The organism is Yersinia sp. 1652 StPb PI (assembly GCF_041538345.1).
GTDB lineage: Bacteria > Pseudomonadota > Gammaproteobacteria > Enterobacterales > Enterobacteriaceae > Yersinia > Yersinia enterocolitica_E.
In genome coordinates this window covers 1,233,119-1,257,531 of record NZ_JAULSM010000002.1, presented here as the reverse complement: position 1 = coordinate 1,257,531, position 24,413 = coordinate 1,233,119, and the positions used below count along the sequence as shown (strand labels likewise).

The window sequence follows — 24,413 nt, the reverse complement described above, 5'->3', positions numbered from 1 at the left end:
GCCCACATCATCAACAGTTTTATTATCATTCTTTAGGATCTTTGCCTAAGCGTATTGCCGCACGGCGTTTTAATAACCCAAACATGCTCACACCAATGATGACTGAGATCAGTAAAGCAAGTAACGCCAAAATCACGATATGCTGACTGGCATACCAGATAATCATTTGATACCAAGGCAGCTCACCACGAGGGAATTGCTCGCCAACACTAAAACTGCGCACACCATTTTCATTGGTAATAATCGCCAGATCGCCACGCACGCCGGCATTAACCGTCGATAACTTCAAATCGCCGTGAATACTCGCTAATTGATCATCACCTGTTGCGGTTGCCAGCACCACGACCTTCTGCGGATTCCAGCCAGAACGGAAACTCAGGAAGCCGCGCCAGTTATCCGTCGATGAAAGGTAGCGATCGGCCTCAACTTGCTGGCGGAACCAAACCCCAGTGAGGTAATCCGCCAACTTTTCTAACGTCGACGGTTCTTTCACTGATAGCACACCATTTTCCAGGCCAAATGATGTCGCGGTTAATAGTGTTTGGGTGAAATCAGCATGGTCTAATGTCGACACCACCAAAATATCGTTATCAGCAAACAGTGAAATATCTTTTTCATTTGCGGACACGCCCAGCTTCACCTTGACGTGGATAACTGGCTTTCCGGTTGAATTACCGGCACGAGCAACAAGACCAAGTAATGTACGAACCTCTGTTTTGCTTGGTTTTTCGGGCAATAATACCAAGGTTTGTGAGAAATCAGCCAAGCGGGTGAAAGGGAAGGATGCGCCGACAAAATACGAAAGATTAGGCAACAGGGTAAAGTGATGGGTGTGACTCAGGTCAATATAAGAATCAGGTTCGATACGACTCTTAATATTATTGTTGTTTAGTAGATTACAGGGGGTTCCGGCTTTCGGATTAATCGCGAAATAGAACTCTAACTGGTTATCACCATAAATCAGATAAGGAGCCAAACGCAGGGTATAACTCTCCTGACGAGTATCGCCACCAACCGCCCGCCACAGGGACTCAATCAACCCCTTCTTATTTACCGGCAGGTTATACAAGAAAATATTGTTAATCGATACGTTAAGTTGGGAGCTATTTTCATCAATCCAGTCTTCAATCGGGAAACGGTAACCGATATGGATGGGTATAGTTTCTCCATCCCACATAAATAGATCGGGTGCCGCCCGGAAATCAACATGAATACCGTCATGATAAATACCATTAGCAGTCAAAGCATCGAGATTTGGTACTAAAGATTTAAGTAATACGGGATGTTCAGTATTAATCCAGCGCGGGGCGTCATAGGGAATGCTACGCGGGATAGCTTGCGCTTTAACACTTAGGCTACTCGCCTCTGGCGGTAATGGTTCAGAAGTTAAACGCCATGCAGCCTGACGCAACTCCTCCTCATTATTGCCAATAACCAAGAGTAATTTAGCCACCGGGTTGTGCGGGTTATCAATCAATTGCAGACTTGGGCCGGTGCTTTGCGGTAACACAAAATCACCAATATGCTCACCCGGCTTACCAAATAAAATACCATTACCTTCGGGTAGTGAATCAAATTGTACCGGGAAATCAATATCACGGTAATTAGCCTGATAACCAAACCATGAAGCAACACCGGCGGCAGCACCAATCACATCAGCACGAATATTAGCCGGGAATGCCATAACCACTTTGGTCTCTTTCATCTGCATGGCATCAAAGAATGGCCGAGGGAATAGCCCCAAATTCTTGCCAATATTCAGTTGTTGCCCTTCTAATTGAATACTTGAGGTCGGTAAAATACTGACCCAAAATTTATTCAATTGATCTGTTTCACACTGCAATACCGTGTTGTCACCGGTAATACTCATACTTAGATTATTGGTCGCGACCACCATCGCCGCAGGGACATCAACTTGGTATATCGCGCTGTTTTCACTTGACGGCGTTAGCGGCAATGTCCCTAACGGCTGCCCGTTCAGCATTAACTGTAAGCTGTAATTCTTGCCAGCCAGCTCTGATGATAATTTTAGCGCCAGAGATAGTTTTGCATTGGTAATCACCAAATCATTGGGTAACGTGAAAACAATGCCTGATTGCAATTGACCGCCACTTAACAGCAACCCATTGGGCTGCCCCATATCTTTAATGGTAATCGTGGTATTCACTATCGCGTTGTATGAGGCCGGGCGGGTCACCACCACCGGGTTATCAACTACGGGTATCGGTAGGGTTGAATCATACAAAGGGCGGTTTTCAGGGGCGCTGGCGATTTGCGGGTAATTATCAACCGCAGGAGCCACCGCCCCAGCGGTTGAGTCATCACTGTTCGGCCGAGGTAATAAAGGGAAATCTCCCGCAGTGGCTGCATCTTCAGTTTGCTGTTCCTGGCCCGCGACACGATTAGTGTCTACAGCAAACCCATTGATGGGAAAAAATGCCAGAGAACACGCGGCCACCACACCTGTAAACCACAATGACGGCAATATCTTGCTCAATATCCCTTTCATGCCGCATTTCCTTTTTTCTGGAGGGCCAGCTTTCTTTTTCTAGCCCGACGTTGCTTCCACGGCAGATAAAAGAGTTCGAAGGCACAACGAATAATGCTGAGTAATGAATGTAATGGTCGATCCTGAGGGTAAGGCTCGGTAATCCAGGCATCTGCACGGGCCAACACAATACGAACCAGTTCCCGACGTTTAACCAGTGGAATATCACCAAACATCAACCGCACAGCACCGGGCTCAACATCAATAAGCGTGACAGGTAGACTGACAGCACCGCGTTGTAACATCAGCTCCACCTCTTCAATACCCTCAGTTGGGAAATGTTGGTCTTTAATCGCCAGACGAACCCCGCCCATTGACAAGTCCAGGGTGTGAGTACGCAGTGATATGCCATTACTATAATGAATAATGGCCGGTAACTGGACGTCAATGCGGATCGTTTTACGTGTCTGACGAGTCTCGCGCGCAACAGAAATAGCCGCAAATAATAGAATGACACTGAAAGTAGCCCAGGCGATATTAAGTGCAATTACATTCGGATTAACACCAAAATAATCTGGCAATGCTACGCGCACTAATCCCCATATAATGCCGAGCAACATCAGAACAACTGCAATAATATGCGGGCGAACAATATTGAAATCGAAATAACTCTTATCCAGTAGGTCGCCTTTATCCGTCACGTTAAACTTGCCACGTTTTGGTGAAATCATCGTAACGATGGTTGGAATAACCAAATGGAATGCCATTACGGTTTCATAAACTTCACCCCAGAAAGAGTAGCGGAAGCGGCCATTACTGCGTGAGTTGATGGCAATAGACATAATTAAATGGGGCAAAACATAGGCGAAAATCAATTCGGCTGACGAGGCAATAATACTCTGGTTAAAGAGAAGATAGCCCAGTGGCGCGAGTAAAAAGACCACGCGTGGCAAACCAAATTGGTAATAAATCATGGCGTTGAGATAACACAAACGCTGAGGAAGGCTCAGCCCACGCCCTAACAAGGGATTATCCACACGGAAAATTTGTGTCATCCCCCGCGCCCAACGGGTCCGTTGGATCACATGTAACGCCAAACGTTCAGTCGCCAATCCCGCGGCTAGTGGGATGGAAATAAAGGCTGAGTTCCAACCTAAACGCTGTAATTTCAGCGCAGTATGGGAGTCTTCGGTGACTGTTTCTACCGCAAAACCACCAATTTCATCTAATGCCTTACGGCGAATAACAGCACAAGAACCGCAGAAAAATGCCGCATTCCAGTTATCGTTCCCTTGCTGAATAGGGCCATAAAAAAGTGCCCCTTCATTAGGAACAGAACGGCCTGTCGATAGATTGCGTTCAAACGGATCGGGGGAGTAAAAGTAGTGTGGTGTCTGGAGCAGCGCCAACCGCTTATCAACCAGGAACCCACCCACCGTGGCCTGTAAAAAACCGCGGGTAGCTACGTGGTCACAATCAAAAACGCAGATTAACTCCCCCTGCGTAATCTTCATCGCATGGTTAAGGTTACCGGCTTTAGCATGGCGGTTATCATTTCGAGTGATATAACCAACCCCTACATCCGCAGCAAATACAGCGAACTCAGTTCGTTTTCCGTCATCCAATACATATATTTTTATTTTTTCTTTTGGGTAATCAATACATTGGGCTGCCAGAATCGTATCTCTAACCACATCCAGACTTTCATTATAGGTAGGAATGTAAACATCAACCGTTGGCCATAAATCGGTATTCTCAGGCAGCGGTTCAATCGTTCGTTTTAATGGCCAAATAGTCTGTAAATAACTAAGGCTTAGAATAATCCAGATGTAAAGTTCTGCACTATAAAGAAGTATGCCTAATATTGTCTCGGTTACAGAACCAAAATGAAGCGTTTCAGTCGTGCGCCAATAAATATATCGGGATGACATCAAAAATGACAATACTGTCATTACTATTGTTACTTTTCTGCTTTTACTTATGCCAAGTAAAAAGAACGCAGCAATACTGAATAATGCAAAAATGTACTGCTTCTCACTGTCCATTGGTGTAACAACAACCAAGATAGCGATTGGCAATAACAGTAACAGCAGAAGATAAAATTGAATTTTCTTCATCTTGAATTCAGCCAGTATTTAATAGAAGTCATGTTTAGGCGTAGAGTAAACTTCTCCCCCGCCGATCTTTATTCCCAAAATAGCTGCAACTTTTTTACTAATAAGCTCAATATCAAATGCGGCAGCTGACACGGGGCTGAAATCAATAATTGAACGTTGAGAAGCATTCGCTTCTGGCACACATTCATCCCGATGAATCATTCCTAACAATTTATCGCCCAGACGTTGCTCAAAGAATTGTGAGACATCATGGCTGAGTTGACGACGATTATCACTTTGATTAACAACAAAATAGGTTCCCATTTTATTATCTAAAGGGGCGCCGATAAGTTTGCCTTTCTCTATTTGAGGTAATAAAGATAAAGATGCAGTGTCTGCCAACATCACCACCAAATGCATATCCGCAATCCCTTGCATTGCTTTTAACGCCGGGCTTGGTCCCGGCGGAAAATCAGCGATAACCACTAATCCAGGATAATTAAGGACTGAATGTAGCCCCCGTTGTAAAAAATGCGGATCAGCCGTTAATTCATGCTCGAAAGCCAGACGTTGCGCTTCATCCACCTCGCCATAAGGCAAGACAAAGGTATTCGTTCCCGCTTTAAGGATAAATTGGCTCCAGTCAGATGCATTACCTGACTCAGAAACATAACCACGTTCATCCGACAAAGGGACACCAAAGTGCAAGCGCAGAGCATTTTGTACATCGAAATCAATAAGTAAAACCTTGCTACCACTACGTGCCAGTGAGTGCGCCAAATTGGCTGCAAAAGTAGTTTTACCGACACCACCTTTCGGTGAACATACACAAACTAACGGCATAAGGCGATGCTCTCTAACAACGTTTGTAAAGGAATATCCCGCGCTGACTCGGCAAAAACAACCTGCTCTTTGGGTGGTTCTTTTTGTGAAAAAATGTTTTTAAATTCAGTTTTTTTACCTGATTCCAACGGGCCAGTTGGTGAGGATGAAAATTGTGTCGTAAGTATAGGTTTAGAAACCACTTGCGGTATAGCAGGTTCGTTTAAATTGACTGGCTGCGGAGCTAGAGTATGGGCAACCGGTGGCGCAGGAAACAGTGATCGCATTGCGGCTGGCCGGTTTGTTACCTCGGTATTTAGCAGAGGATCACTATTTATAGCGCGAGGTTCACTCATCACGTTTAACACATCAGGCTCGGCGAACTCAGTGGCTGAAACAAGCTGAGGTGTCGGCTGCGTAGTTCGGCCATTTTCTAAAAATGAATCATTGTCTTGTGAAGCTAACTGTTTAATAAGCGGCCATGAAAAAGCATCCGCTTGAACTTCTTTTTCAGAAATTTCTTTATAATCAATATCGTGCATGTCTATTTTATCTTTGAACTGCTTAATATCATCATATTTATTCATAAATAACACACCTATTTTGATACAAAGCTCTTAAAATAAATTTGCATCATGGTTTATTTTTTAAGGGTCGCCCACTAAAAAACTCCCCTGAATAATCTTGTTGACTCTGTAACTGATGATTGATATCGGTTTAATACTGACATTAGCATAATGTCAGTATTTATATAGATTATTAATACATTACGCAGTTCGTGACATCGGTGTTTGCGAGGGGAGAGGGAAAGAAAGATATTTGAAATTGTCACTGCCCCGCCATTTTTATGACAGGGGTTGAATGACTGGCCCAGAGGGGGCTAATTTTGCAGGGGAATTTGATAGAGCAAATTGATTAACACCAGTACGCCATAAAGTTCACGCAAGTACGGTCCAGACAGCGTTCACCAATCAGATAGCGGCGCAAAGCTTTCACTGTTGAGGATTCAGCCGCCACCCAGGCATAGAAACTACTGGCACCTTCGGCTCGCTCCCATAATACATCACCACCCAGACTATTCTCTGCTAATGATTGTGCCGCGACTTGCGCCGCAGCCGGAATTTGTACCCATTGACGTACCGCGTCAACTAACAAGCTGCCATGGGCGGGGTGATGCGGCGTATCACGTGGCAACCAGTAAACCTGCGCAAACGGAAATCGCTCAAGATTGATGCAATCACCCACCAGCGGTACCTCAAAAAAAGCTTGAACATGTGGAGGGTTAGCTTGTAATGCCAGCTGTTCCAAAATAGCCACCGCCGCCGGTAATGCTGTTTCGTCGGCAATCAGTAACGCCTGCATCATCTGCGCTGGCGGGATCCACTCATAACCGCCACTGTCAGATTGATACTCGGCATTCGGCGCAACAACCTGAATGGCATCGCCTGGTTTGGCATGTGTTGCCCAAGCCGATGCAGGGCCGGTCACGCCGTGCAAAACAAATTCCACGTCCATCTCGTTCTGCTCAGCACGCAATGCACGCAGTGTATAGGTGCGCATTATCGGTCGCTGCTCTTTCGGGATAGTCAGGTAATTACGATACCAATCGTCGCCTTTTGATACCTGAGTAATCAGACCGTTGTCTGCGGGCAATAGCAGTTTAATGCGCTGATCTGGCGCTTCAAGTTTCATACGATTAACTTCTGGCCCTTCAAATACGCAACGCAACAGTGACGGTGATATATTTTCTTTTACTTTCAATTTGATATCGAAAACTCGGTAGCTTGATGCGCCGGACATGACAGTTACTCTCCCGCAGAATGTGCTGTGACCCGATGCTGGCACCACAGCCAGCCACTTATGCCGCCCAACAGAACGGCCATCATCAGAGCCGCAGCAATCAACTGCGACTCACCGTAAAATTTTGCTACTAGCGGCACCATCAACGCACTCATGCCATAACCCAATGTATGGCTGGTCGCTATCACCCCGGAACCTTTGCCCGTGGATAATTTATCGTTCAGCATCAATTGGTAACCCGGCGTTGCCATCGCCGCACCGAAAGAAGCTAGCGCACACCCCGCATAGAATAATACCAATGGCTGGGTACACATCAATCCTAAACCACCTACCATGAATAACGCTGCCACCAGCAGAAGCTGAGAGGGGCTGAAACGTTGGGGGCGTACCACCAAAAACTGAGCCAACAAGGTACAACCCGCGGCCACGCTAAGCAAAATTGCTACATGGTGGCTCACCATGGTGGCTGAATGCCGGAATAATTGGTTTAAATGCGGTGCCAGACCAAGCTGCATCAGGCTGACGACTGCCGCCAGCAGCAGTGCACAGAGTAAATAGGGCAGCATGCTGAAACGTAAATGATTTTGTTGATGTGCAACCGGCGGCAATGGCGGATCATTATATTGGCAACAGACCACCAACAGTGCGATCAATGGTGCTATTGCCATCAACCACAGCGGTGCCATTGGGTGTATTGAGAGGGCAAGGGCGGCACAAAGTGGGCCAAGAAGACGACCACAACTCAAGCCTGAACTGATGGTAGCTAATGCAGCCATGCGCTGCTCATACACTGCGCGCTGCAAGGCCCAGGTCTGGCAGGCGGGCACCATGCCAGAGACTGTCAGGCCATAGATAATACGTGCCACAATCAGCCCCCCCAGCCCGACCATCTCCGGTAACCATCCCGCCGCTAAGCCCCATACCGCCAGCGTCAACAACACAAAACTTAGCAAGTAGCCAGCCAGCGCCATGATGACCACAAATTTACACCCACGAACCTCCGATTGCCGTCCCCACCACGGTGATCCGACCAAAAACAGCATGGACCCGAGGGTAAGTAAACCGGCCCACACCGACAGTGACAGATGTGTTCTGCTAACCAATACCGGTAACATGACCAATAAACCGTTCTGCCCAATCCCCAGTAAGCCGGCACAAAAGGCTAACGGCCAATTAGAAGAAGGTATATGCCCGCTTGAACGTGTTTCAGACTGCGATGAAATTTGCATTAAAAGTGAATTAACCGTTAATAACATAGGGGATTTATGCATATTTAATAGAAAAACTGTATCATAAGTTAATTGATAATGATAAATATTATTGATATAAGAATGATTCTCAATTGAATCAAGAGTGGCATGGAATAATGACTATCCAGTTAGAAACCGCGACAACCGATGTGGCTGCGCAATGTTTCCTCAACGCATTGATGCGTGAAACCCGGGACTGGCAAATCCTTCCGACAGCAAACAATCAACCCTATCCACAGCTCCATATCCCTCTGTCATCGTCACAAGCTATTCGTATTGCTTTACGCCATATATCCCCAACACAGCATCATCACTATCTGTTCCCAGCCTATCTATATCAGCAGGACGATGGCGCGGGTACGGCACTTGGCATGGAACAGTTGGTAACCTTGTTGTTGGATAAACCTGCAGTAAAAGGTGACCTGTCAGATGAGGTGGTTACACGTTTCCGCCAGCGGGTTCTGGAAAGTCATGACAACACCCAACAGGCAATTAATATTCGTCTGGATTGGCCGTCACTGCGCGATAAACCACTCAATTTTGCTCAGGCTGAGCAAGGCTTATTGGTCGGTCATGCCTTCCACCCGGCGCCAAAATCCCATGAACCCTTCAATGAAAAAGAGGCACATCGCTATCTGCCAGACTTTGCCGCTCGTTTTCCACTACGCTGGTTTGCCGTGGATAAACGCTTTTTGTGCGGTGAGAGTCTCACCCTGACACCGCAACAACGTCTGCAACGTTTTGCCAGCGAGAGTGCACCACAGCTACTGGCACACTTTACTGATGATATTTGGCTGCTGCCGATGCACCCCTGGCAGGCTGATCACCTGTTGTCCCAGGAGTGGTGCCAGCAGTTGGTACAACTGAATGCACTGCAAGACTTGGGTGAAGCAGGTGAACGCTGGCTGCCGACCAGTTCCTCCCGTTCGCTGTATAGCCCATCAAATCGCGACATGATCAAGTTTTCCCTCAGTGTCCGCCTGACCAACTCGGTACGTACGCTATCGGTAAAAGAAGCTAAACGTGGAATTCGCTTGGCCCGCCTGGCTCAAACCCCGCGCTGGCAAACATTACAAGCACGCTATCCAACCTTCCGGGTTATGCAGGAGGACGGTTGGGCCGGTTTATGTTCCGCTGATGGCACGGTGCAAGAGGAGAGCCTGATGGTGCTACGCGACAACCTGTTGTTCAGCCAGCCAGATGCTCAAACCAATGTACTGGTCACCTTGACTCAGGCCGCACCAGATGGAGGCGACAGTCTGCTGGTTGCCGCAGTACGCCGTTTGGCGGCGCGTCTAAATCTTCCGCTACGCCAAGCCACCCACTGCTGGCTGGATGCCTATTGCCAACAGGTCTTATTACCACTGTTCAGCACCGAAGCTGATTACGGTTTGGTGCTATTAGCCCATCAGCAAAACATTCTGGTAGAAATGCAGCAAGACTTGCCGATCGGTATGTTGTATCGCGACTGTCAGGGCAGCGGCTTTACCCAAGATGCCACACCGTGGCTGGAAGAAATTGGCGAAGCCGAAGCGGAAAACCGCTTCACTGAACAACAACTACTGCGCTATTTCCCCTATTACTTGCTAGTCAACTCCAGTCTGGCAGTGACCGCCGCATTAGCGGCTGCCGGTTTCGACAGCGAGGAGAATCTGATGATGCGGGTCCGCGACGCACTCCATAACCTGCGGGCTACGGCTAAAAATACCCTTTGTTTGGATTATGTACTCGATAGCACGCATTGGAACTGCAAGGGTAATTTCTTCTGTTATCTGCATGACCACAATGAAAATACCATCGTTGATCCGGCAGTTATCTACTTTGATTTCGCAAACCCATTTCGTTTCCCTTACCAAGATCGCCTGGGAGTTGCCCAATGATGCCACAAGCTAAGTTGATGCACTCCGCAGGCAGTTTTCGCTGTGAACAGTTGGGAAAAAATCTGACCCTCAGCTTAGGGTTGGACGGCAGCGCGGTGTTGCACTCACCCGGACCATTGCCACCAGGCTGGCTGGTACCGGCATTGGATCAGTTGTTCGTTGCCGCACCGCAATTAACCGGTATTGCGTTGCCCTATGCCGAGTGGCGGGAAGAGCCGCAAGCACAAGCCGTGTTTGCCTTGAGCTATGGCGACTATCTGGCACGGGATCTATTTTATCAACTACCACTGTGGCTGGGAGCAAAACGCCATCGGGCGACTGATCAGATGCAGTATGACGCCGAGCGAGATATCTGGTTCCCACAACGTGCTGCGCGCCCTAACGGCGAAGTTTATCGCCGTTTCGATCCGCACATTAAACATACCCTGAGCTTCCGCTTACCGGAAATTGATCGCGACACAGAGCAGTTTACTCGCTGGATGAACTCGCCGCGCGTAGATGCTTTTTGGGAAATGAGTGGCCCGCTTGAGGTTCAGGCCGCGTATCTGCAACGTCAGTTGGATTCGCATTATTGCTATCCGCTCTTGGGTTGCTTTGACGATCAACCTTTTGGTTATTTCGAAGTTTATTGGGCAGCAGAAGACCGGATTGGTCGCCATTACCGTTGGCAGCCTTTTGATCGTGGACTACACATGCTGGTAGGTGAAGAGCGCTGGCGAGGAGCGCAATACATCCGCAGTTGGTTACGTGGCCTGACACACTATCTGTATCTGGATGAACCGCGCACAGCCCGGGTAGTAGCTGAGCCACGCGCCGATAACCAGCGCCTGTTCCGCCACCTGCCTGCCGCCGGCTACCACACCTTGAAAGAGTTTGATTTCCCGCATAAACGCTCGCGACTGATAGTGAATCAGCGCGCAGATTTCTTCCAAGAGGGTACGGTATGACCACTGACAATTACGCCAACTGGCAGCGCGTTAACCGTCAGATGATCGCCAAGATCCTGGCTGAACTGGAATATGAACGCACCCTGTGTGCCGCGCCAGCAGGCCAGGCATGGAGTATCACCTTGCCGGGTGCGGTTTATCGCTTTAGTGCCGAACGGGGTATCTGGGGCTGGCTGCATATTGACCCCGCCTCATTGCACTGCGAAGGAGTGCCGCTGACCGCTGACCATATGCTACGCCAACTGGCTCAAGTGTTGCAGATGGACGATGCACAGGTTGCTGAACACCTGGAAGACCTCTATGCCACGCTGCGCGCAGACATGCAGTTACTCTCTGCCCGTCAGGGCATGAGTGCCGAACATCTGATTGCCCTTGATGCTGATGCACTACAATGTCTGCTGGCTGGCCACCCGAAATTTATCTTCAACAAAGGCCGCCGTGGCTGGGGTCTAACCGCCCTGCATCACTACGCGCCAGAATATCAAGGGCAGTTCCGCCTGCATTGGGTCGCCGCCAAACGTGGCAGTTTTGTCTGGTGCGCGGATGCACAATTCCCGTTGGACAGGCTGCTCGACAGTGCGATGGATAGCACGGAACGCCAGCGATTTGAGCGCCACTGGCAGCAGCTCGCGTTGAATGACGACTGGGTACCGGTGCCCTTACACCCATGGCAGTGGCAGCAAAAAATCGCCCTGCACTTCCTGCCACAATTAGCCGAAGGTGAATTGATCGAACTGGGTGAGTTTGGTGACCACTATCTGGCGCAACAATCATTACGTACCTTAACGAATGTCAGTCGCCGCGTGCCATTTGATATCAAATTGCCACTGACCATCTACAACACCTCTTGTTATCGCGGCATCCCCGGTAAATATATCAGCGCAGGTCCTGCGGCTTCGCATTGGTTACAGCAAGTCTTTGCACAAGACCCTACGCTACGGGCAAGCGGTGCTGAGATCCTCGGAGAACCCGCAGCCGGTTATATGATGCACCAGACCTATGCCACCTTGAGTAAAGCGCCCTATCGCTATCAGGAAATGCTCGGCGTGATTTGGCGAGAAAATCCGTCCTGCTATTTACAACCGGGCGAACAGGCAATTTTGATGGCAACCCTGATGGAAACCGATAATCAGGGGCATCCGTTGATTGCCGCCTATATTGCACGTTCGGGGCTGAGTGCCGAAGCCTGGTTAGAACAGATGTTTCGGGTGGTCGTGGTGCCAATGTACCACCTGATGTGTTGTTACGGTGTGGCACTGATCGCCCACGGCCAAAACATCACTTTGGTGATGAAAGACCACATACCGCAACGTGTGCTATTGAAAGACTTCCAGGGCGATATGCGCCTGGTTGATAAAGAGTTCCCGCAAGCGGCCTCACTGCCCAGTGTCGTGAAAGCCGTCACCGCACGCTTATCTGCCGACTACCTGATACACGACCTACAGACCGGGCATTTCGTCACCGTGCTGAGATTTATCTCACCACTGATGCATGTGTGTGGCATCAATGAACACCAATTCTATCAACTGCTGGCACAGGTACTGCAGCGCTACATGGCACAGCATCCAGACATGGCAGAGCGTTTTTCCCTATTTGATTTGTTTAAACCACAAATTATTCGTGTAGTCCTCAACCCGGTGAAACTCACCTATTCAGAGCAGGATGGTGGCAGTCGAATGTTGCCAAATTACTTGCAGGATCTGGATAACCCTCTTTATTTGGTCACCAAGGAGCTAGCCTAATGAATCAAACTTTAGATTTCATCGGCATTGGCATAGGCCCATTTAACCTCAGTATTGCCGCCCTCGGCAGCGAAGTTTCTGGCTTTAACAGCAAATTCTTTGAGCGTAAATCACACTTTACCTGGCACCCCGGCATGATGGTGCCAGATTGCCACATGCAGACCAGTTTTTTGAAAGATTTGGTCAGTGCGGTGTCGCCAACCAATCCCTATAGCTTCCTTAACTACTTAGTCCAAAGGAAGAAATTCTACCGATTCCTGACGACTGAACACCGAACGGTTTCACGGGAAGAGTTTGCAGACTACCTCAGTTGGGCTGCCCATGGGTTAAGCTCGCTAGAGTTCAGCCAAGATATTCAGAGTGTGGATTTTGACGACCAGCAGCGCCATTTTGTCGTGACCACAACACGCAATGTCTACCATGCCCGCCATGTTTGTCTGGGGATCGGCAAACGTATCAAGTTGCCGGAATGTGTCGGCGAGCAAAACGATCGCTGTTTCCATGCCAGTGAAATGGCACTGCGCAATCCCGATCTGGCCGGTAAACGAGTCACCATCGTCGGTGGTGGTCAGAGTGGAGCTGACCTGTTCCTCAACATCTTCCGCGCTGAGTGGGGCCAACCGAAACAGTTAGATTGGATTTCACGCCGGAATAATTACAACGCACTGGATGAAGCCGCTTTTGCCAATGAGTACTTCACCCCGGAATACGTTGACGGTTTCTATACTCTGAACGACAACGCCAAGCAACATATGCTGGCTGAACAGAAAATGACGTCTGACGGCATTACCAGTGAGTCGCTACTGGCTATTTACCGTGCTATGTATCATCAGTTTGAGGTGTTACGTGAAAAGCCCTGGGCGCGCCTGCTCCCTAGCCGCTCACTGACAGCGATGCATCCGCAAGGTAACGGTTACCAATTAGTCACCCATCACCATCTCGATCAGGGCAAAGAAACCTTTGACAGCGACGTGACTATCTTCGCGACCGGTTATCAACAGGAACGTCCGGCATTCCTTAAACCACTGGCCAGCCGCCTGATGACCACTGCCGATTATCAATACCGCATGGCTCCCGACTTCACCCTCGATTGGCGAGGCCCACACGATAACTGCTTATTTGCAGTCAACGCCGGTATGCATAGCCACGGCATTGCAGAACCGCAGCTCAGCCTGATGGCTTGGCGATCGGCGCGTATTCTCAACCGGGTTTTAGGTCGTGAACAGTTCGATTTAACATCCACTCCGGCGGTGATCCAATGGCGCAGCCAGCCGCCGGCCGTTATCCCCCGCACAGATCCCCTCGTCCTTGAAACCGCAGGGGGGTTAGCTGCGCGCGCGAATCACTTGACTGAGTAAGCTCATCGGGATGTGTTTGCAGGCTGCCTGGCTGCAACTCCAATGAGTTTGGGTTTAGAACAATCGTTAAACCAACTTTAATTTTTAACATAACCTCTAATATGGGAAAAAGAGAATAACAATGAAACGCAGACACCTCTGGGTATTAAATCCGTGCCTGTTAGCTATGCTCGTGCCCGCAGCATGGGCAGAAGATCAAATGGTAGTTTCTGCCAGCCGCTCACACCGCAGCGTGGCCGAAATGGCACAAACCACCTGGGTGATTGAAGGTCAGGAACTCGAACAACAAGTTCAAGCTGGCAAGGAAATCAAAGATATTTTGGCGCAATTGATTCCTGGCATGGATGTTAGCAGTCAGGGCCGGACCAACTACGGCATGAATATGCGTGGCCGATCAATGATGGTAATGATCGATGGCGTGCGCCTGAACTCTTCACGCAGCGATAGCCGTCAGCTTGACGCCATAGATCCGTTTAATATTGGGCATATAGAAGTTATCTCCGGTGCCACTTCGCTTTACGGTGGCGGTAGCACTGGCGGCTTGATCAATATTGTGACCAAAAAAGGTCAGGAAGAAAAACAGGTCGAACTACAAGTTGGCGGCAAAACCGGTTTTAACAGCCATAACGATCACGATGAGAATATCGGGGCTGCGGTGAGCGGCGGGAATGAGCAAGCATTCGGTCGTTTTTCTGTTTCCTATCAACGTTATGGCGGCTGGTATGACGGTAAAGGCGATGAGGTGTTGATCGATAATACCCAGACCGGCCTGCAATATTCCGGCCGCCTTGATGTGATGGGCACAGGTACCTTCAACATTGATGACCATCAGCAATTGCAGTTAACCACCCAGTATTTCAACAGCGAATCTGATGGCAAACACGGATTATATCTGGGGGAAAACTTCTCGGCAGTGACGGGTACCGGCCAGGCATCTAACAGCGGCAATTTGAACTCAGATCGTATTCCAGGCACTGAGCGCCATCTCATCAACCTGCAATACTCCAATACCGACTTTTGGGGTCAGGATTTGGTAGCACAGGTGTTTTACCGTGATGAATCATTGACCTTTTATCCGTTCCCAACCCTGAACAAAGCAGGTACTGCTGTAACCAGTATCGGTGCATCACAGCAGAAAACCGATTTTTACGGCGGTAAACTGACGCTAAACAGTAAACCTATCGACAGCCTCACGCTGACTTATGGTGTCGACGTGGAGCATGAAAGCTTCAACGCCAATCAGCAGTTCTTCAATCTGGCACTGGCACAACAGTCTGGCGGGATGACCTTACAAAATGCCTACAATGTTGGCCGTTATCCAAGTTACACCACCACCAATCTCGCGCCGTTCCTGCAAACCAGCTATGACATCAACCCCATCTTTACCCTGAGTGGTGGCGTACGTTATCAATACACCGAGAACAAGGTTGATGATTTCGTCGGCTATGCGCAACAACAAGCTATTGCTAACGGCAGCGCGACCTCAGCAGATGCAGTGCCAGGCGGGAAAACGGATTACAACAACGTCCTGTTCAATGCCGGTTTGCTGGCGCATCTGGCACAAAGCCAGCAGACGTGGTTCAACTTCTCTCAAGGGTTTGAGATCCCCGATCTGGCGAAATATTACGGCTCCGGGACCTATCAGTTGGTCAACGGCCACTACCAACTGCAAAAAAGCGTCAACGTAAATGACTCCAAGCTGGAGGGTATTAAGGTTAATGCTTATGAATTGGGCTGGCGCTATACGGGTGATAACCTGCGTACTCAAATCGCCGGTTACTACTCTCTGTCTGACCAAACTATTGCCATCAACAAAACAGACATGACCATCAGTGTGTTGCCGGACAAACGCCGGATCTACGGGGTTGAAGGCGCGGCGGATTATTTCTTCGAAGACAGCGAATGGAGCACCGGAGCAACATTTAACCTGATTAAATCTGAGACCAAAACTGACGGCAAGTGGCAGAAACTCACTGTTGATACCGCCAGTCCGTCGAAAGCCACCGCTTATATTGGTTGGGCGCCGGGTGATTGGAACCTGCGAGTACAATCCCAGCAGACCTTCGATGTGTCAGACAGTAAAGGCCGTAAACTTGATGGTTATAACACGATTGATTTCCTGAGCAGCTACACCTTGCCAGTGGGTAAAATCAGCTTCAGCATCGAAAACCTGCTGGATAAAGAGTACACCACCGTTTGGGGCCAGCGCGCACCAATTCTGTATAGCCCCACCTACGGAGCACCTGATCTCTATACCTATAAAGGACGTGGCCGTACCTTTGGTGTGAACTACTCTGTGTTGTTCTAATCACGGGATAAAAACGGGCGTAAATATACAGTTACGCCCGTTTTTCACCTTAACGATAATAGACCGCGATATGCTGATCTTGTACTTTTTCGATACGGATTTTTATATCGAAAATCTCTTCAAGAATATTGGGTTGCATAATCTCTGCGGGTGCCCCTCGATAAATAACCTCACCATTCTTCATCGCAATAATATGGTCAGAATATGCAGAAGCAAAATTGATATCGTGGATAACGAGAATAATGGTTTTGTGCAATTCATCTGCGGCACGCCGCAATTGTTTCATCATCGCAACGCAATGTTTCATATCTAAATTATTTAATGGCTCATCCAGCAGGATATATTTTGTATCCTGACAAAGCACCATTGCTACATAGGCGCGTTGCCGTTGCCCACCCGAAAGCTCATCAAGATAGCGATCCTTCAGCGGCACCAGATTAAGAAACTCCATCGCAGCATCAATATACTGACGGTCATTTTCGTTGAGCCGCCCTTTTGAATAGGGATAGCGCCCGAAGCCAACCAAATCTGCTACAGTCAGGCGGCTGGTGAAGTGATTTTCCTGACGTAAAACTGACAAAATAGTCGCCAGTTTATCGCCAGAGGTTTTTGCCACATCCAAACCATTAAACAGCACACTACCAATATCAGGCGCCAGCAACCGGCTCATAATCGACAATAACGTAGATTTGCCAGCACCGTTTGGTCCAATGATTGAAGTAACACCACCAGAAGGAATGCTCTCATTTATATTATTGAGAACCGCTGTATCCTGGTATTTTTTATTAATGTCATTAATTTCAATCATACCGGAGCCTTTTTTATTAAAAGATAAATAAACAGCGCACCACCGACAAACTCAATAACCACCGATAATGTCCCAGACATATTCAGTAAGCGCTCCAAAATCAATTGCCCACCAACCAATGTAATAGTTCCCAGCAGAAAAACACCGGGTAGCAAATATTGATGGCGGAATGAACCAACAATTGGATAAGCCAAATTAGCGATAAGCAAACCTAAAAATGTCAGCGGCCCCACCAGTGCTGTAGAGATGGCGACCAACAGCGAGACCAGCAGCAAAATAGTGGTTATCTTTTTCTGATAGGCAACGCCGAGATTAATTGCGGTATTTCGACCAAGCGCGATAATATCGAGGCAATGGCGCATGCGCCAAACAATAAGGCCCACAATCACAACTATCCCCGTAGAAACGGCAATAATCTCTGCGGGCGCTCGGGTAAAGGTGGCAAATACCCTCCCCTGCAATATGGCAAACTCCCCCGGCGAAAGAAGACGTTGCATCAGGCTCGATAGACTGCGGAACAACGTGCCACAAACCAAGCCAACCAGCAGCACCTTATGCAGATTGATCCCCACACCGGTCAGTAACCAACGGTAAAGAAACACCGAGAACAATAACAGCAGTGCCGATTCACAGAGAAATTTCCCCGTAATACCTAACACTCTGAAACCATTGGCATCAACAAAAAACACCAACATGGTCTGGATGAGAATAAACAGTGCTTCTAATCCCATCACTGATGGCGTCAAAATACGGTTATTGGTTACTGTTTGGAATAAGACAGTGGCAACTCCCGCAGCAAAGGCCACCAACAGCATGGTGGCTAGAATAAGACCGCGATGCACCAGAATATACTGGATGTTGCTCCCCAGATTAATTGTCATGAAGATGACAATCGCAGCGACGGCAATAATGCTCAACAGTAACAACCGCTTTGCCGGTATGCTTAATGCCCGATTTGCGCCCTGAAACCAATTCCCTTTTGATGAATACTCATTAACCTGCATGGCGTTTTGTCCTAACAATTAATAATAGGAAAACCAGTGCACCAATCGCGCCCAGAATAACGCTGGCAGGGATTTCAAATGGGTAGCTAATTAATCGACCGATAATATCGCATAACACGACCAGACCACCGCCACAAAGACTCACCCAAGGTATGGTTCGGCGCAGGTTATCTCCCATCGCCATACTGACAATATTGGGTACAATCAAACCGAGAAAAGGAAGCACGCCAATCACGACCACAACTACGCCGCTGATGATGGCTATAATGGACATTCCCGTCAGCATAACACGTTGATAATTTAGCCCAACATTGACCGAGAAATCCCGCCCCATGCCTGCCACGGTAAAACGATCGGCGATTAGGCAGGCAATCAGCGTTAAGGCTCCCACTATCCACAACAACTCATAGCGACCCTGCAAGACACCCGAGAAATCACCAGACTCCCAACTGCCCAACGATTGCAGGAGATCAAACTCCATCGCCACAAAGGTTGTTACTGCACTAAATACAGCCCCCAGCATAATGCCGGTCAGCGGCACCATCAGCGCTGATTTCATCCGCATTCGCGCCAACAACATCATAAAAAGGGCCGTCCCCCCCATCGCGAATACCGTAGCCACCAACATTTTCACCATCACCGGAGCCGATGGACTGAAAACCATGACCAACAATAAACCAAGGCTGGCGGACTGGGTCGTACCCGCAATAGAAGGTTCGACAAAACGGTTCTGCGTCAGCATCTGCATGATGAGGCCAGCAACACTCATGGCGCTGCCAGCAAGGACTAATGCCAGCGTCCGTGGCACCCGGCTAAGTATAAAGATGTCGCGCATATCGGGATCCGACCAGACATCAGCAAAAGTGACATGGCCGGCACCGATAAACAGGCTACAGATCATCAGGCCCAGTAAAATAACCAGGCCAACTAGAAAGCTAAGATTCTTCATCAGTGAAAATTACTGCGCTGGCGCTGATTTATCCAACACAGCACTGACCTTATCCATCAGTTTTGTATAACTCTGTACGCCACCGGCAATATAGAGCGAGGAGGAGTCGAGATAGATAACCTGATCATTCTGCCATGCTTTGGTTTTATGGATCAGTGGGTTATCAAGAATCTGTTGTGCCGATTGGCCTTCAGTACGCCCAATGGCATTGTCTCTATCCAGTACAAACAACCACTCAGGATTAGCATTGAGAATGAATTCAGAGGTCACTACATTCCCATGACTACCCGTTTGTTCGAAAGTGGCCGCAGGGGTGAAACCTAACTCATCAAACACAAAACCGAAACGGGAGCCCGGCGTGTAAGCTGACATTTTCCCGCCGCTGACCATAACTACCATGGCTGATCCGGCATTAGCTGATTTTTGCTTTATCTCATTTATCTGAGATGAGAATTTGCCCAGCAGTGCCTTCGCTTCTTCTTCTTTACCAAAGATAGAGGCCAGTTGCTCAGTACGCTGAGTCAGACTCTGGGTAAAGTGCTTGGTATCGACATCAAGTGCGATAGTCGGTGCGATAGCGCTAAGTTTGTCATAAGCATCATGAGCACGGCCACCGGCAATGATCAGGTCAGGTTTAGCCTGACTTAATGCCTCGTAATCGGGTTCAAATAATGTGCCAGCATTCAGGTATTCAGTGCCGCTGTATTTGGATAAAAATGCGGGTAGATGAGTACTGGTTTGCGGGACACCTGCCACCTTAATGTTCAGGGCATCGGCAGTATCGAGCACGGATGGGTTCAGTATGATGACTTTTTGCGGGTTTAGTGGAACCTGAGTGGTTCCTTGCGCATGCTCAATACTGATTTTGGCTGATTCTTCTGGCGCGGCAGATGAATCATCACACCCTGTCATCGCAACAGTTGCGGCCAGTAATGACGAAAATAAAGCTAGACGTAATTGCATTTTCTCTCCTGAAAAGTGGGGATGTAAATATCCTTGAGTGCTAACGCTAATGATTTGCATTACTAATGTCGGAATGATACCCATCTATGCATACGATGAACAGGTTCCGTCATCAAGCTTCTGATAAATTGACAGGATTAATAGATCGCTTAGATACATTTGGCAGGGTTAATACACAGAAGAAAAAATCGTAACATATTGTATTTACTTAATATAATTACCAAATTAAATATGTTTATCATGACCTGATTATATTATGGAGAAATTATGAATTTTCTACGCCAATGCCACCAGTTCTCTTGCCAAGATAGATAGAGCTGCTCATCCGCCCATTCTTATCAGCGCTAAAAATGGGCGAATGTCAGGCTTATAGGTCTATATTCAACGCGCAACGGCCTCTATTATCGATACGTAACTGCCGGTATTTATGATGCGGTTTAGTTTCAGATCGGCTCCGGCGAGTATCACTTTCAGCTCAGCTTCGGTGCGTTCTCTCCCACCGTCAAAGCTCCCCATCAAGAGCAGATCCATATTTTTCCCGAAGTGAGGGGTATTTCCTTCAGGAATAATGGTATCCATAATGAGGACTTTTCCATTAGGAAGCATGGCCTTACGACAATTATGGAGTATTAGTGTTGTCTTTTCATCCGGCCAGTCATGAGTGATATATTTTAATAAGTAAAAATCTGCCGGAGGACATGATTCGAAGAAACTGCCAGGCTGGAGCCTCCATCTTGAGTCATCCCCCAGTTCACCAAGACGATGTCTTTCCAGCACCGGAGTTTGATCGAACAAAATACCGTGCAGTGTCGTATTAGCCTGTAATACTTTTAGCAGCAAGCCGCCTAACCCCCCCGCAATATCAACAACGGTGGCATGGTCTGGGAAATGATAGCTACGTACCAGAGCCAGGTTTTCCACCGCCGACATCGAGGACATCCCGGTGTGAAAATCATATTCAGGAGAGCGAGTCTGTGGTTGCGACCAGTATTCGAAGAACGACACGCCATATAGTTGTTTAAAAGCAGAGTGGCCGCGAACGCTTTCAACGATATTCCCCAGCGGGCCCCAAAATGTCTCATCGGTTAACATCAGTACCGCAGAACGAAGCGAATGCGAGGTCGCGGTACACAAAAACTCAGCCGCTGGCGTGAGTGTAAATCGCTGCCCATCAACTTCTTTAAAGATATTTCGCGTTGCAAGCAATCGCATCACTCGATGCAGTTGCTGTGGATCAACCTCCAATTCTGTTGCAAGTTCCTGTACCGTTTTTGGCCTTTGTATAAGATGGTCGGCAACCCCCAAAATAGCCGCTGCCCGCAGTGACGCTTGATAAGTAAAGCCCATTGCTTGATCCAGTAAAAATAATGCTGCCGTCTCACTTTCAGGAGAAAAAGTCGTATTAGTTGTCATGCTTATAATACCTCAAATTAAATATTCAATAAGAGTTATAATCGCAATACCCAGAGCCAACCTCCTGCCTATACCCGGCAGAAAGTTAGTTCAGATATATAATGATTGCTAAAAATAACCACGCCACTAATTAGCGGCAGATATATTTAAAGAGGATTTGTTCTGGTTTATTTACGTTCGGCACTTGATGTTTACATGGTGATTAACATCATCACTATCATGTTTATAATAATTTGATTTATAATAATTTATAATCTAAAAGGACGATATAGATCTGGGCATCGCTCTGTGGTCTGGATAGTGGTTGGTCACTTCTGATGAAAAAAGAGGGGATACTCGCTGCATCCCCGCCAATAACCTCTAATTGCTTATTTTATTATATATTCCACAATTTCATCACATTGGCTTCCCTCAATAAACTGAGTAATAGACATAAAGGTGATGCCGTTATCTCCATGTAATTTTTTGGCTCTATCAATCAGTTGAACATGCGTTATGACCAAGTCGGTATCGCTGGGGATCTCCTCCATTTTAGCGTTGGATACTTTAATATCGATCATGACCTTCTTCAGCTTTGTTTTCAAAACCGACGCCCCAATTACGCTAGACCCCATACCAGCATCACAGGCGACGACTCTCTTTTCAATCTGTCTGGTGCCCAGCTCCTTCATTGTTATGGTGATGTTTATAAATGGTTATCTTATGTTTCGCTTAGTATACTTATTGACATGTTATTCATAATTCTGGTGTGAGCAATATGTCGACTTATGCTGTGCGTAGTGTCATTTGGGTTGGGATATACCTTTTTTTTATTCTGGCCCCTCTGTTGGCATTATTAACCGGTACATTACCCCCAGTTCGAGATTTCTGGACGGAGTTTTCGATTGCCCTTGGTTATGCCGGATTGGCAATAATGGGGCTACAATTTGGTCTGACTGCCCGTTTTCGTTATGTCACCGAACCTTGGGGTGAGGATATTATCTATCACTTCCACCGACGAATCTCTTTGATTGCAGTCGGGCTGGTTATCGCACATCCCTTAATCCTATTTGTTGTTCGTCCAGAGTTATTGGCACTACTAAACTCCTTCGACGCGCCGTGGCGAGCCCGTTTTGCCGCCCTATCAACCTATGCATTAATTGCTTTGGTTATTACCGCATTGTGGCGAGTTCAACTAAAAATACGCTATGAAATCTGGCATTTATCTCACATTATTCTGGCCGTAGTGGCGGTTGTTGCCGGGGTCATGCATATGGTCGGCTGGGGGTTTTACCTCGACGACCCATTAAAAAGAGCACTTTGGGTTGGCCTGATTCTTTTTTGGTTTGGTTTGCTACTGTATGTGCGGATCGTCAAACCGCTGTTTATATTGCGACGCCCCTATCGCGTGGTAGCAGTACGGCAGGAACGGGGTGATACCGCCACCTTAGTAATGATGCCCGATGGCCATGACGGTTTTCGCTTCACTCCCGGACAGTTCGGTTGGTTAACCATTTGGGGTAGCCCGTTTAACATTACCGCCCATCCGTTCTCTTTTTCATCCAGCGCACAGGTGAGTGACGGGCGCGTGGAAATGTCGATCCGCAATCTGGGGGATTTTACCTCTAACATACCTAAAGTCCCCATCGGGCAACGGGTCTATTTGGATGGCCCCTATGGGGCATTCACATTAGGAAATCCGGCAGACATGCATGTTCTGGTCGCCGGTGGTGTTGGGATAACGCCAATGATGAGTATGTTGCGAACACTGGCTGATCGCGGTGACCAACGGCCAGCCCTGCTACTTTATGGCAGCAAAGATTGGGAATCGATCACCTTTCGTGAAGAGTTAGAAGCATTAAAATCACGGCTTAATTTGGTCGTGGTGCATGTGTTGTCGAACCCCGCGCCAGACTGGACGGGGGAAAAAGGATTCATTGATGCCGAGGTGTTCAAACGGCACTTGCCCCCTCCCTATGCCAGTCACGAGTATTTTATATGTGGCCCCAATGTCATGATGGATGCTATCGAGTCTGCGCTGAATGAAATCGGTGTTCCTATGTCGAAGTATCATTCAGAACGTTACAGTTTTGCCTGAGGAGTTTACCGATGCGACGTCTATTTGCTGAACGTTTAGTGATTGCCACGGCTGTGGTTGTGATTATGGTGGCGCTGCTATTTGCCTGGCTGCGGGTGGCTGGGTAACAGCATAAAAGCGGTCAAGAGAGCGCACGCCACCAGATGGCAAACCGCACCTTGGCCGCACTGTATTGTTACCAAAAGCCATAACTGACGTCATTGGCAGCAAAAATTGCTATAATGGGGCATGTTTAGTGTCGATATCGTCTTGCAAGTCCCCTTTATCTGGGGAATAACCTTACATCTACCCCTAACTCACCCGCGTGTAGATATCGGTCGCCCTGCACCACAAGGTAACCCTGTTAAAACACTGCAACATCCATCAACGGGCCGTTTTATCGTCAAATGGCCGTAACCTCAAACTGTACAGACTTAAATAGGATCTAACTTACACAGAGCCAGGCCCACCCGCCTTTTCAGGTGTGTTCAACCGTCGTTGAGGCAGTTCAACGATATGGGTCTTGCCA

At 48.0% G+C, this 24,413-nt stretch carries 19 protein-coding genes; 7 read left to right on the top strand and 12 right to left on the bottom strand.

Going from position 1 to position 24,413, the window contains the following annotated elements:
- Positions 1–25 precede the first annotated feature (25 nt).
- From bcsB to Q2T71_RS22150, 6 genes are all read right to left on the bottom strand, one after another.
- A complete protein-coding gene (bcsB, locus tag Q2T71_RS22175; protein WP_372560568.1) occupies positions 26–2,509 on the bottom strand; it encodes a cellulose biosynthesis cyclic di-GMP-binding regulatory protein BcsB in 2,484 nt (827 codons plus the stop codon).
- Complete coding sequence (gene bcsA, locus Q2T71_RS22170) at positions 2,506–4,605, bottom strand: UDP-forming cellulose synthase catalytic subunit (RefSeq protein WP_372560567.1); 2,100 nt, start codon at positions 4,603–4,605, stop codon at positions 2,506–2,508. The genes bcsB and bcsA overlap by 4 nt, the downstream gene beginning before the upstream one ends.
- An 18-nt stretch (positions 4,606–4,623) precedes the next feature.
- Positions 4,624–5,427: a cellulose biosynthesis protein BcsQ gene (gene bcsQ / locus Q2T71_RS22165; RefSeq protein ID WP_372560566.1), complete on the bottom strand. Its 804-nt coding sequence runs from the start codon at positions 5,425–5,427 to the stop codon at positions 4,624–4,626.
- Positions 5,418–5,993: a cellulose biosynthesis protein BcsO gene (bcsO, locus tag Q2T71_RS22160; protein WP_372560565.1), complete on the bottom strand. Its 576-nt coding sequence runs from the start codon at positions 5,991–5,993 to the stop codon at positions 5,418–5,420. Before bcsO ends, bcsQ begins: the two co-directional genes overlap by 10 nt.
- A gap of 328 nt (positions 5,994–6,321) precedes the next feature.
- The gene (locus tag Q2T71_RS22155; protein WP_372560564.1) at positions 6,322–7,206 is read right to left on the bottom strand and encodes a siderophore-interacting protein; all 885 of its coding nucleotides are present in this window, start codon (positions 7,204–7,206) and stop codon (positions 6,322–6,324) included.
- A 5-nt stretch (positions 7,207–7,211) separates the two neighbouring features.
- Complete coding sequence (locus tag Q2T71_RS22150; RefSeq protein ID WP_372560563.1) at positions 7,212–8,435, bottom strand: MFS transporter; 1,224 nt, start codon at positions 8,433–8,435, stop codon at positions 7,212–7,214.
- Positions 8,436–8,572: 137 nt separating this feature from the next.
- Here Q2T71_RS22150 and Q2T71_RS22145 point away from each other — a divergent pair, with 137 nt between their 5' ends.
- From Q2T71_RS22145 to Q2T71_RS22125, 5 genes are all read left to right on the top strand, one after another.
- Positions 8,573–10,336: an IucA/IucC family siderophore biosynthesis protein gene (locus Q2T71_RS22145; RefSeq protein ID WP_372560562.1), complete on the top strand. Its 1,764-nt coding sequence runs from the start codon at positions 8,573–8,575 to the stop codon at positions 10,334–10,336.
- Positions 10,333–11,283, top strand: a complete 951-nt coding sequence (locus Q2T71_RS22140) for a GNAT family N-acetyltransferase (RefSeq protein WP_372560561.1) — start codon at positions 10,333–10,335, stop codon at positions 11,281–11,283. The genes Q2T71_RS22145 and Q2T71_RS22140 overlap by 4 nt, the downstream gene beginning before the upstream one ends.
- Positions 11,280–13,025 (top strand): aerobactin synthase IucC, encoded by a 1,746-nt coding sequence (gene iucC / locus Q2T71_RS22135; RefSeq protein WP_372560560.1) that lies wholly within the window; start codon positions 11,280–11,282, stop codon positions 13,023–13,025. Before Q2T71_RS22140 ends, iucC begins: the two co-directional genes overlap by 4 nt.
- Positions 13,025–14,383: a lysine N(6)-hydroxylase/L-ornithine N(5)-oxygenase family protein gene (locus Q2T71_RS22130; protein WP_372560559.1), complete on the top strand. Its 1,359-nt coding sequence runs from the start codon at positions 13,025–13,027 to the stop codon at positions 14,381–14,383. The genes iucC and Q2T71_RS22130 overlap by 1 nt, the downstream gene beginning before the upstream one ends.
- A gap of 121 nt (positions 14,384–14,504) precedes the next feature.
- Positions 14,505–16,691 carry a TonB-dependent siderophore receptor gene (locus Q2T71_RS22125; protein WP_372560558.1) on the top strand — a complete coding sequence of 729 codons (2,187 nt, stop codon included), beginning with the start codon at positions 14,505–14,507 and terminating at the stop codon, positions 16,689–16,691.
- 49 nt (positions 16,692–16,740) lie between these two features.
- Here the strand turns inward: Q2T71_RS22125 and Q2T71_RS22120 are convergent, their stop codons facing one another.
- The 6 genes from Q2T71_RS22120 to Q2T71_RS22095 all read right to left on the bottom strand — a co-directional run bounded on the left by Q2T71_RS22120 (position 16,741) and on the right by Q2T71_RS22095 (position 22,499).
- Positions 16,741–17,499, bottom strand: coding sequence for an ABC transporter ATP-binding protein (locus Q2T71_RS22120; protein WP_372560557.1), 759 nt, complete (start codon positions 17,497–17,499; stop codon positions 16,741–16,743).
- On the bottom strand, positions 17,496–18,503 hold the full coding sequence (locus tag Q2T71_RS22115; protein WP_372560556.1) for an iron chelate uptake ABC transporter family permease subunit: 1,008 nt from the start codon (positions 18,501–18,503) through the stop codon (positions 17,496–17,498). Before Q2T71_RS22115 ends, Q2T71_RS22120 begins: the two co-directional genes overlap by 4 nt.
- Positions 18,493–19,452 (bottom strand): ABC transporter permease, encoded by a 960-nt coding sequence (locus Q2T71_RS22110; RefSeq protein WP_083162523.1) that lies wholly within the window; start codon positions 19,450–19,452, stop codon positions 18,493–18,495. The genes Q2T71_RS22115 and Q2T71_RS22110 overlap by 11 nt, the downstream gene beginning before the upstream one ends.
- 9 nt (positions 19,453–19,461) lie before the next feature.
- A complete protein-coding gene (locus Q2T71_RS22105) occupies positions 19,462–20,415 on the bottom strand; it encodes a siderophore ABC transporter substrate-binding protein (RefSeq protein WP_083162521.1) in 954 nt (317 codons plus the stop codon).
- Positions 20,416–20,796: 381 nt separating this feature from the next.
- Positions 20,797–21,828: a methyltransferase gene (locus Q2T71_RS22100; RefSeq protein ID WP_372560555.1), complete on the bottom strand. Its 1,032-nt coding sequence runs from the start codon at positions 21,826–21,828 to the stop codon at positions 20,797–20,799.
- A gap of 368 nt (positions 21,829–22,196) precedes the next feature.
- Positions 22,197–22,499 (bottom strand): hypothetical protein, encoded by a 303-nt coding sequence (locus Q2T71_RS22095; RefSeq protein WP_372560554.1) that lies wholly within the window; start codon positions 22,497–22,499, stop codon positions 22,197–22,199.
- A gap of 86 nt (positions 22,500–22,585) precedes the next feature.
- On the opposite strand from Q2T71_RS22095, the gene Q2T71_RS22090 reads away from it, so the two are divergent.
- Together Q2T71_RS22090 and Q2T71_RS22085 are read left to right on the top strand one after the other, a co-directional pair.
- A complete protein-coding gene (locus Q2T71_RS22090; RefSeq protein ID WP_372560553.1) occupies positions 22,586–23,905 on the top strand; it encodes a ferric reductase-like transmembrane domain-containing protein in 1,320 nt (439 codons plus the stop codon).
- A 228-nt stretch (positions 23,906–24,133) separates the two neighbouring features.
- A complete protein-coding gene (locus Q2T71_RS22085) occupies positions 24,134–24,301 on the top strand; it encodes a hypothetical protein (RefSeq protein WP_372560552.1) in 168 nt (55 codons plus the stop codon).
- Positions 24,302–24,413 lie beyond the last annotated feature (112 nt).

What these genes read in the sequence shown, in the direction of transcription:
- Q2T71_RS22095 (WP_372560554.1), bottom strand. Translation starts at nt 22,499, where the DNA reads ATGAAGGAGCTGGGCACCAGACAGATTGAAAAGAGAGTCGTCGCCTGT.
- iucC (WP_372560560.1), top strand. Translation starts at nt 11,280, where the DNA reads ATGACCACTGACAATTACGCCAACTGGCAGCGCGTTAACCGTCAGATG.
- Q2T71_RS22115 (WP_372560556.1), bottom strand. Translation starts at nt 18,503, where the DNA reads ATGCAGGTTAATGAGTATTCATCAAAAGGGAATTGGTTTCAGGGCGCA.
- Q2T71_RS22145 (WP_372560562.1), top strand. Translation starts at nt 8,573, where the DNA reads ATGACTATCCAGTTAGAAACCGCGACAACCGATGTGGCTGCGCAATGT.
- Q2T71_RS22150 (WP_372560563.1), bottom strand. Translation starts at nt 8,435, where the DNA reads ATGCAAATTTCATCGCAGTCTGAAACACGTTCAAGCGGGCATATACCT.
- Q2T71_RS22100 (WP_372560555.1), bottom strand. Translation starts at nt 21,828, where the DNA reads ATGACAACTAATACGACTTTTTCTCCTGAAAGTGAGACGGCAGCATTA.
- Q2T71_RS22090 (WP_372560553.1), top strand. Translation starts at nt 22,586, where the DNA reads ATGTCGACTTATGCTGTGCGTAGTGTCATTTGGGTTGGGATATACCTT.
- Q2T71_RS22085 (WP_372560552.1), top strand. Translation starts at nt 24,134, where the DNA reads ATGTTTAGTGTCGATATCGTCTTGCAAGTCCCCTTTATCTGGGGAATA.
- Q2T71_RS22130 (WP_372560559.1), top strand. Translation starts at nt 13,025, where the DNA reads ATGAATCAAACTTTAGATTTCATCGGCATTGGCATAGGCCCATTTAAC.
- Q2T71_RS22155 (WP_372560564.1), bottom strand. Translation starts at nt 7,206, where the DNA reads ATGTCCGGCGCATCAAGCTACCGAGTTTTCGATATCAAATTGAAAGTA.
- Q2T71_RS22105 (WP_083162521.1), bottom strand. Translation starts at nt 20,415, where the DNA reads ATGCAATTACGTCTAGCTTTATTTTCGTCATTACTGGCCGCAACTGTT.
- Q2T71_RS22140 (WP_372560561.1), top strand. Translation starts at nt 10,333, where the DNA reads ATGATGCCACAAGCTAAGTTGATGCACTCCGCAGGCAGTTTTCGCTGT.
- bcsB (WP_372560568.1), bottom strand. Translation starts at nt 2,509, where the DNA reads ATGAAAGGGATATTGAGCAAGATATTGCCGTCATTGTGGTTTACAGGT.
- Q2T71_RS22125 (WP_372560558.1), top strand. Translation starts at nt 14,505, where the DNA reads ATGAAACGCAGACACCTCTGGGTATTAAATCCGTGCCTGTTAGCTATG.
- Q2T71_RS22120 (WP_372560557.1), bottom strand. Translation starts at nt 17,499, where the DNA reads ATGATTGAAATTAATGACATTAATAAAAAATACCAGGATACAGCGGTT.
- Q2T71_RS22110 (WP_083162523.1), bottom strand. Translation starts at nt 19,452, where the DNA reads ATGAAGAATCTTAGCTTTCTAGTTGGCCTGGTTATTTTACTGGGCCTG.
- bcsO (WP_372560565.1), bottom strand. Translation starts at nt 5,993, where the DNA reads ATGAATAAATATGATGATATTAAGCAGTTCAAAGATAAAATAGACATG.
- bcsQ (WP_372560566.1), bottom strand. Translation starts at nt 5,427, where the DNA reads ATGCCGTTAGTTTGTGTATGTTCACCGAAAGGTGGTGTCGGTAAAACT.
- bcsA (WP_372560567.1), bottom strand. Translation starts at nt 4,605, where the DNA reads ATGAAGAAAATTCAATTTTATCTTCTGCTGTTACTGTTATTGCCAATC.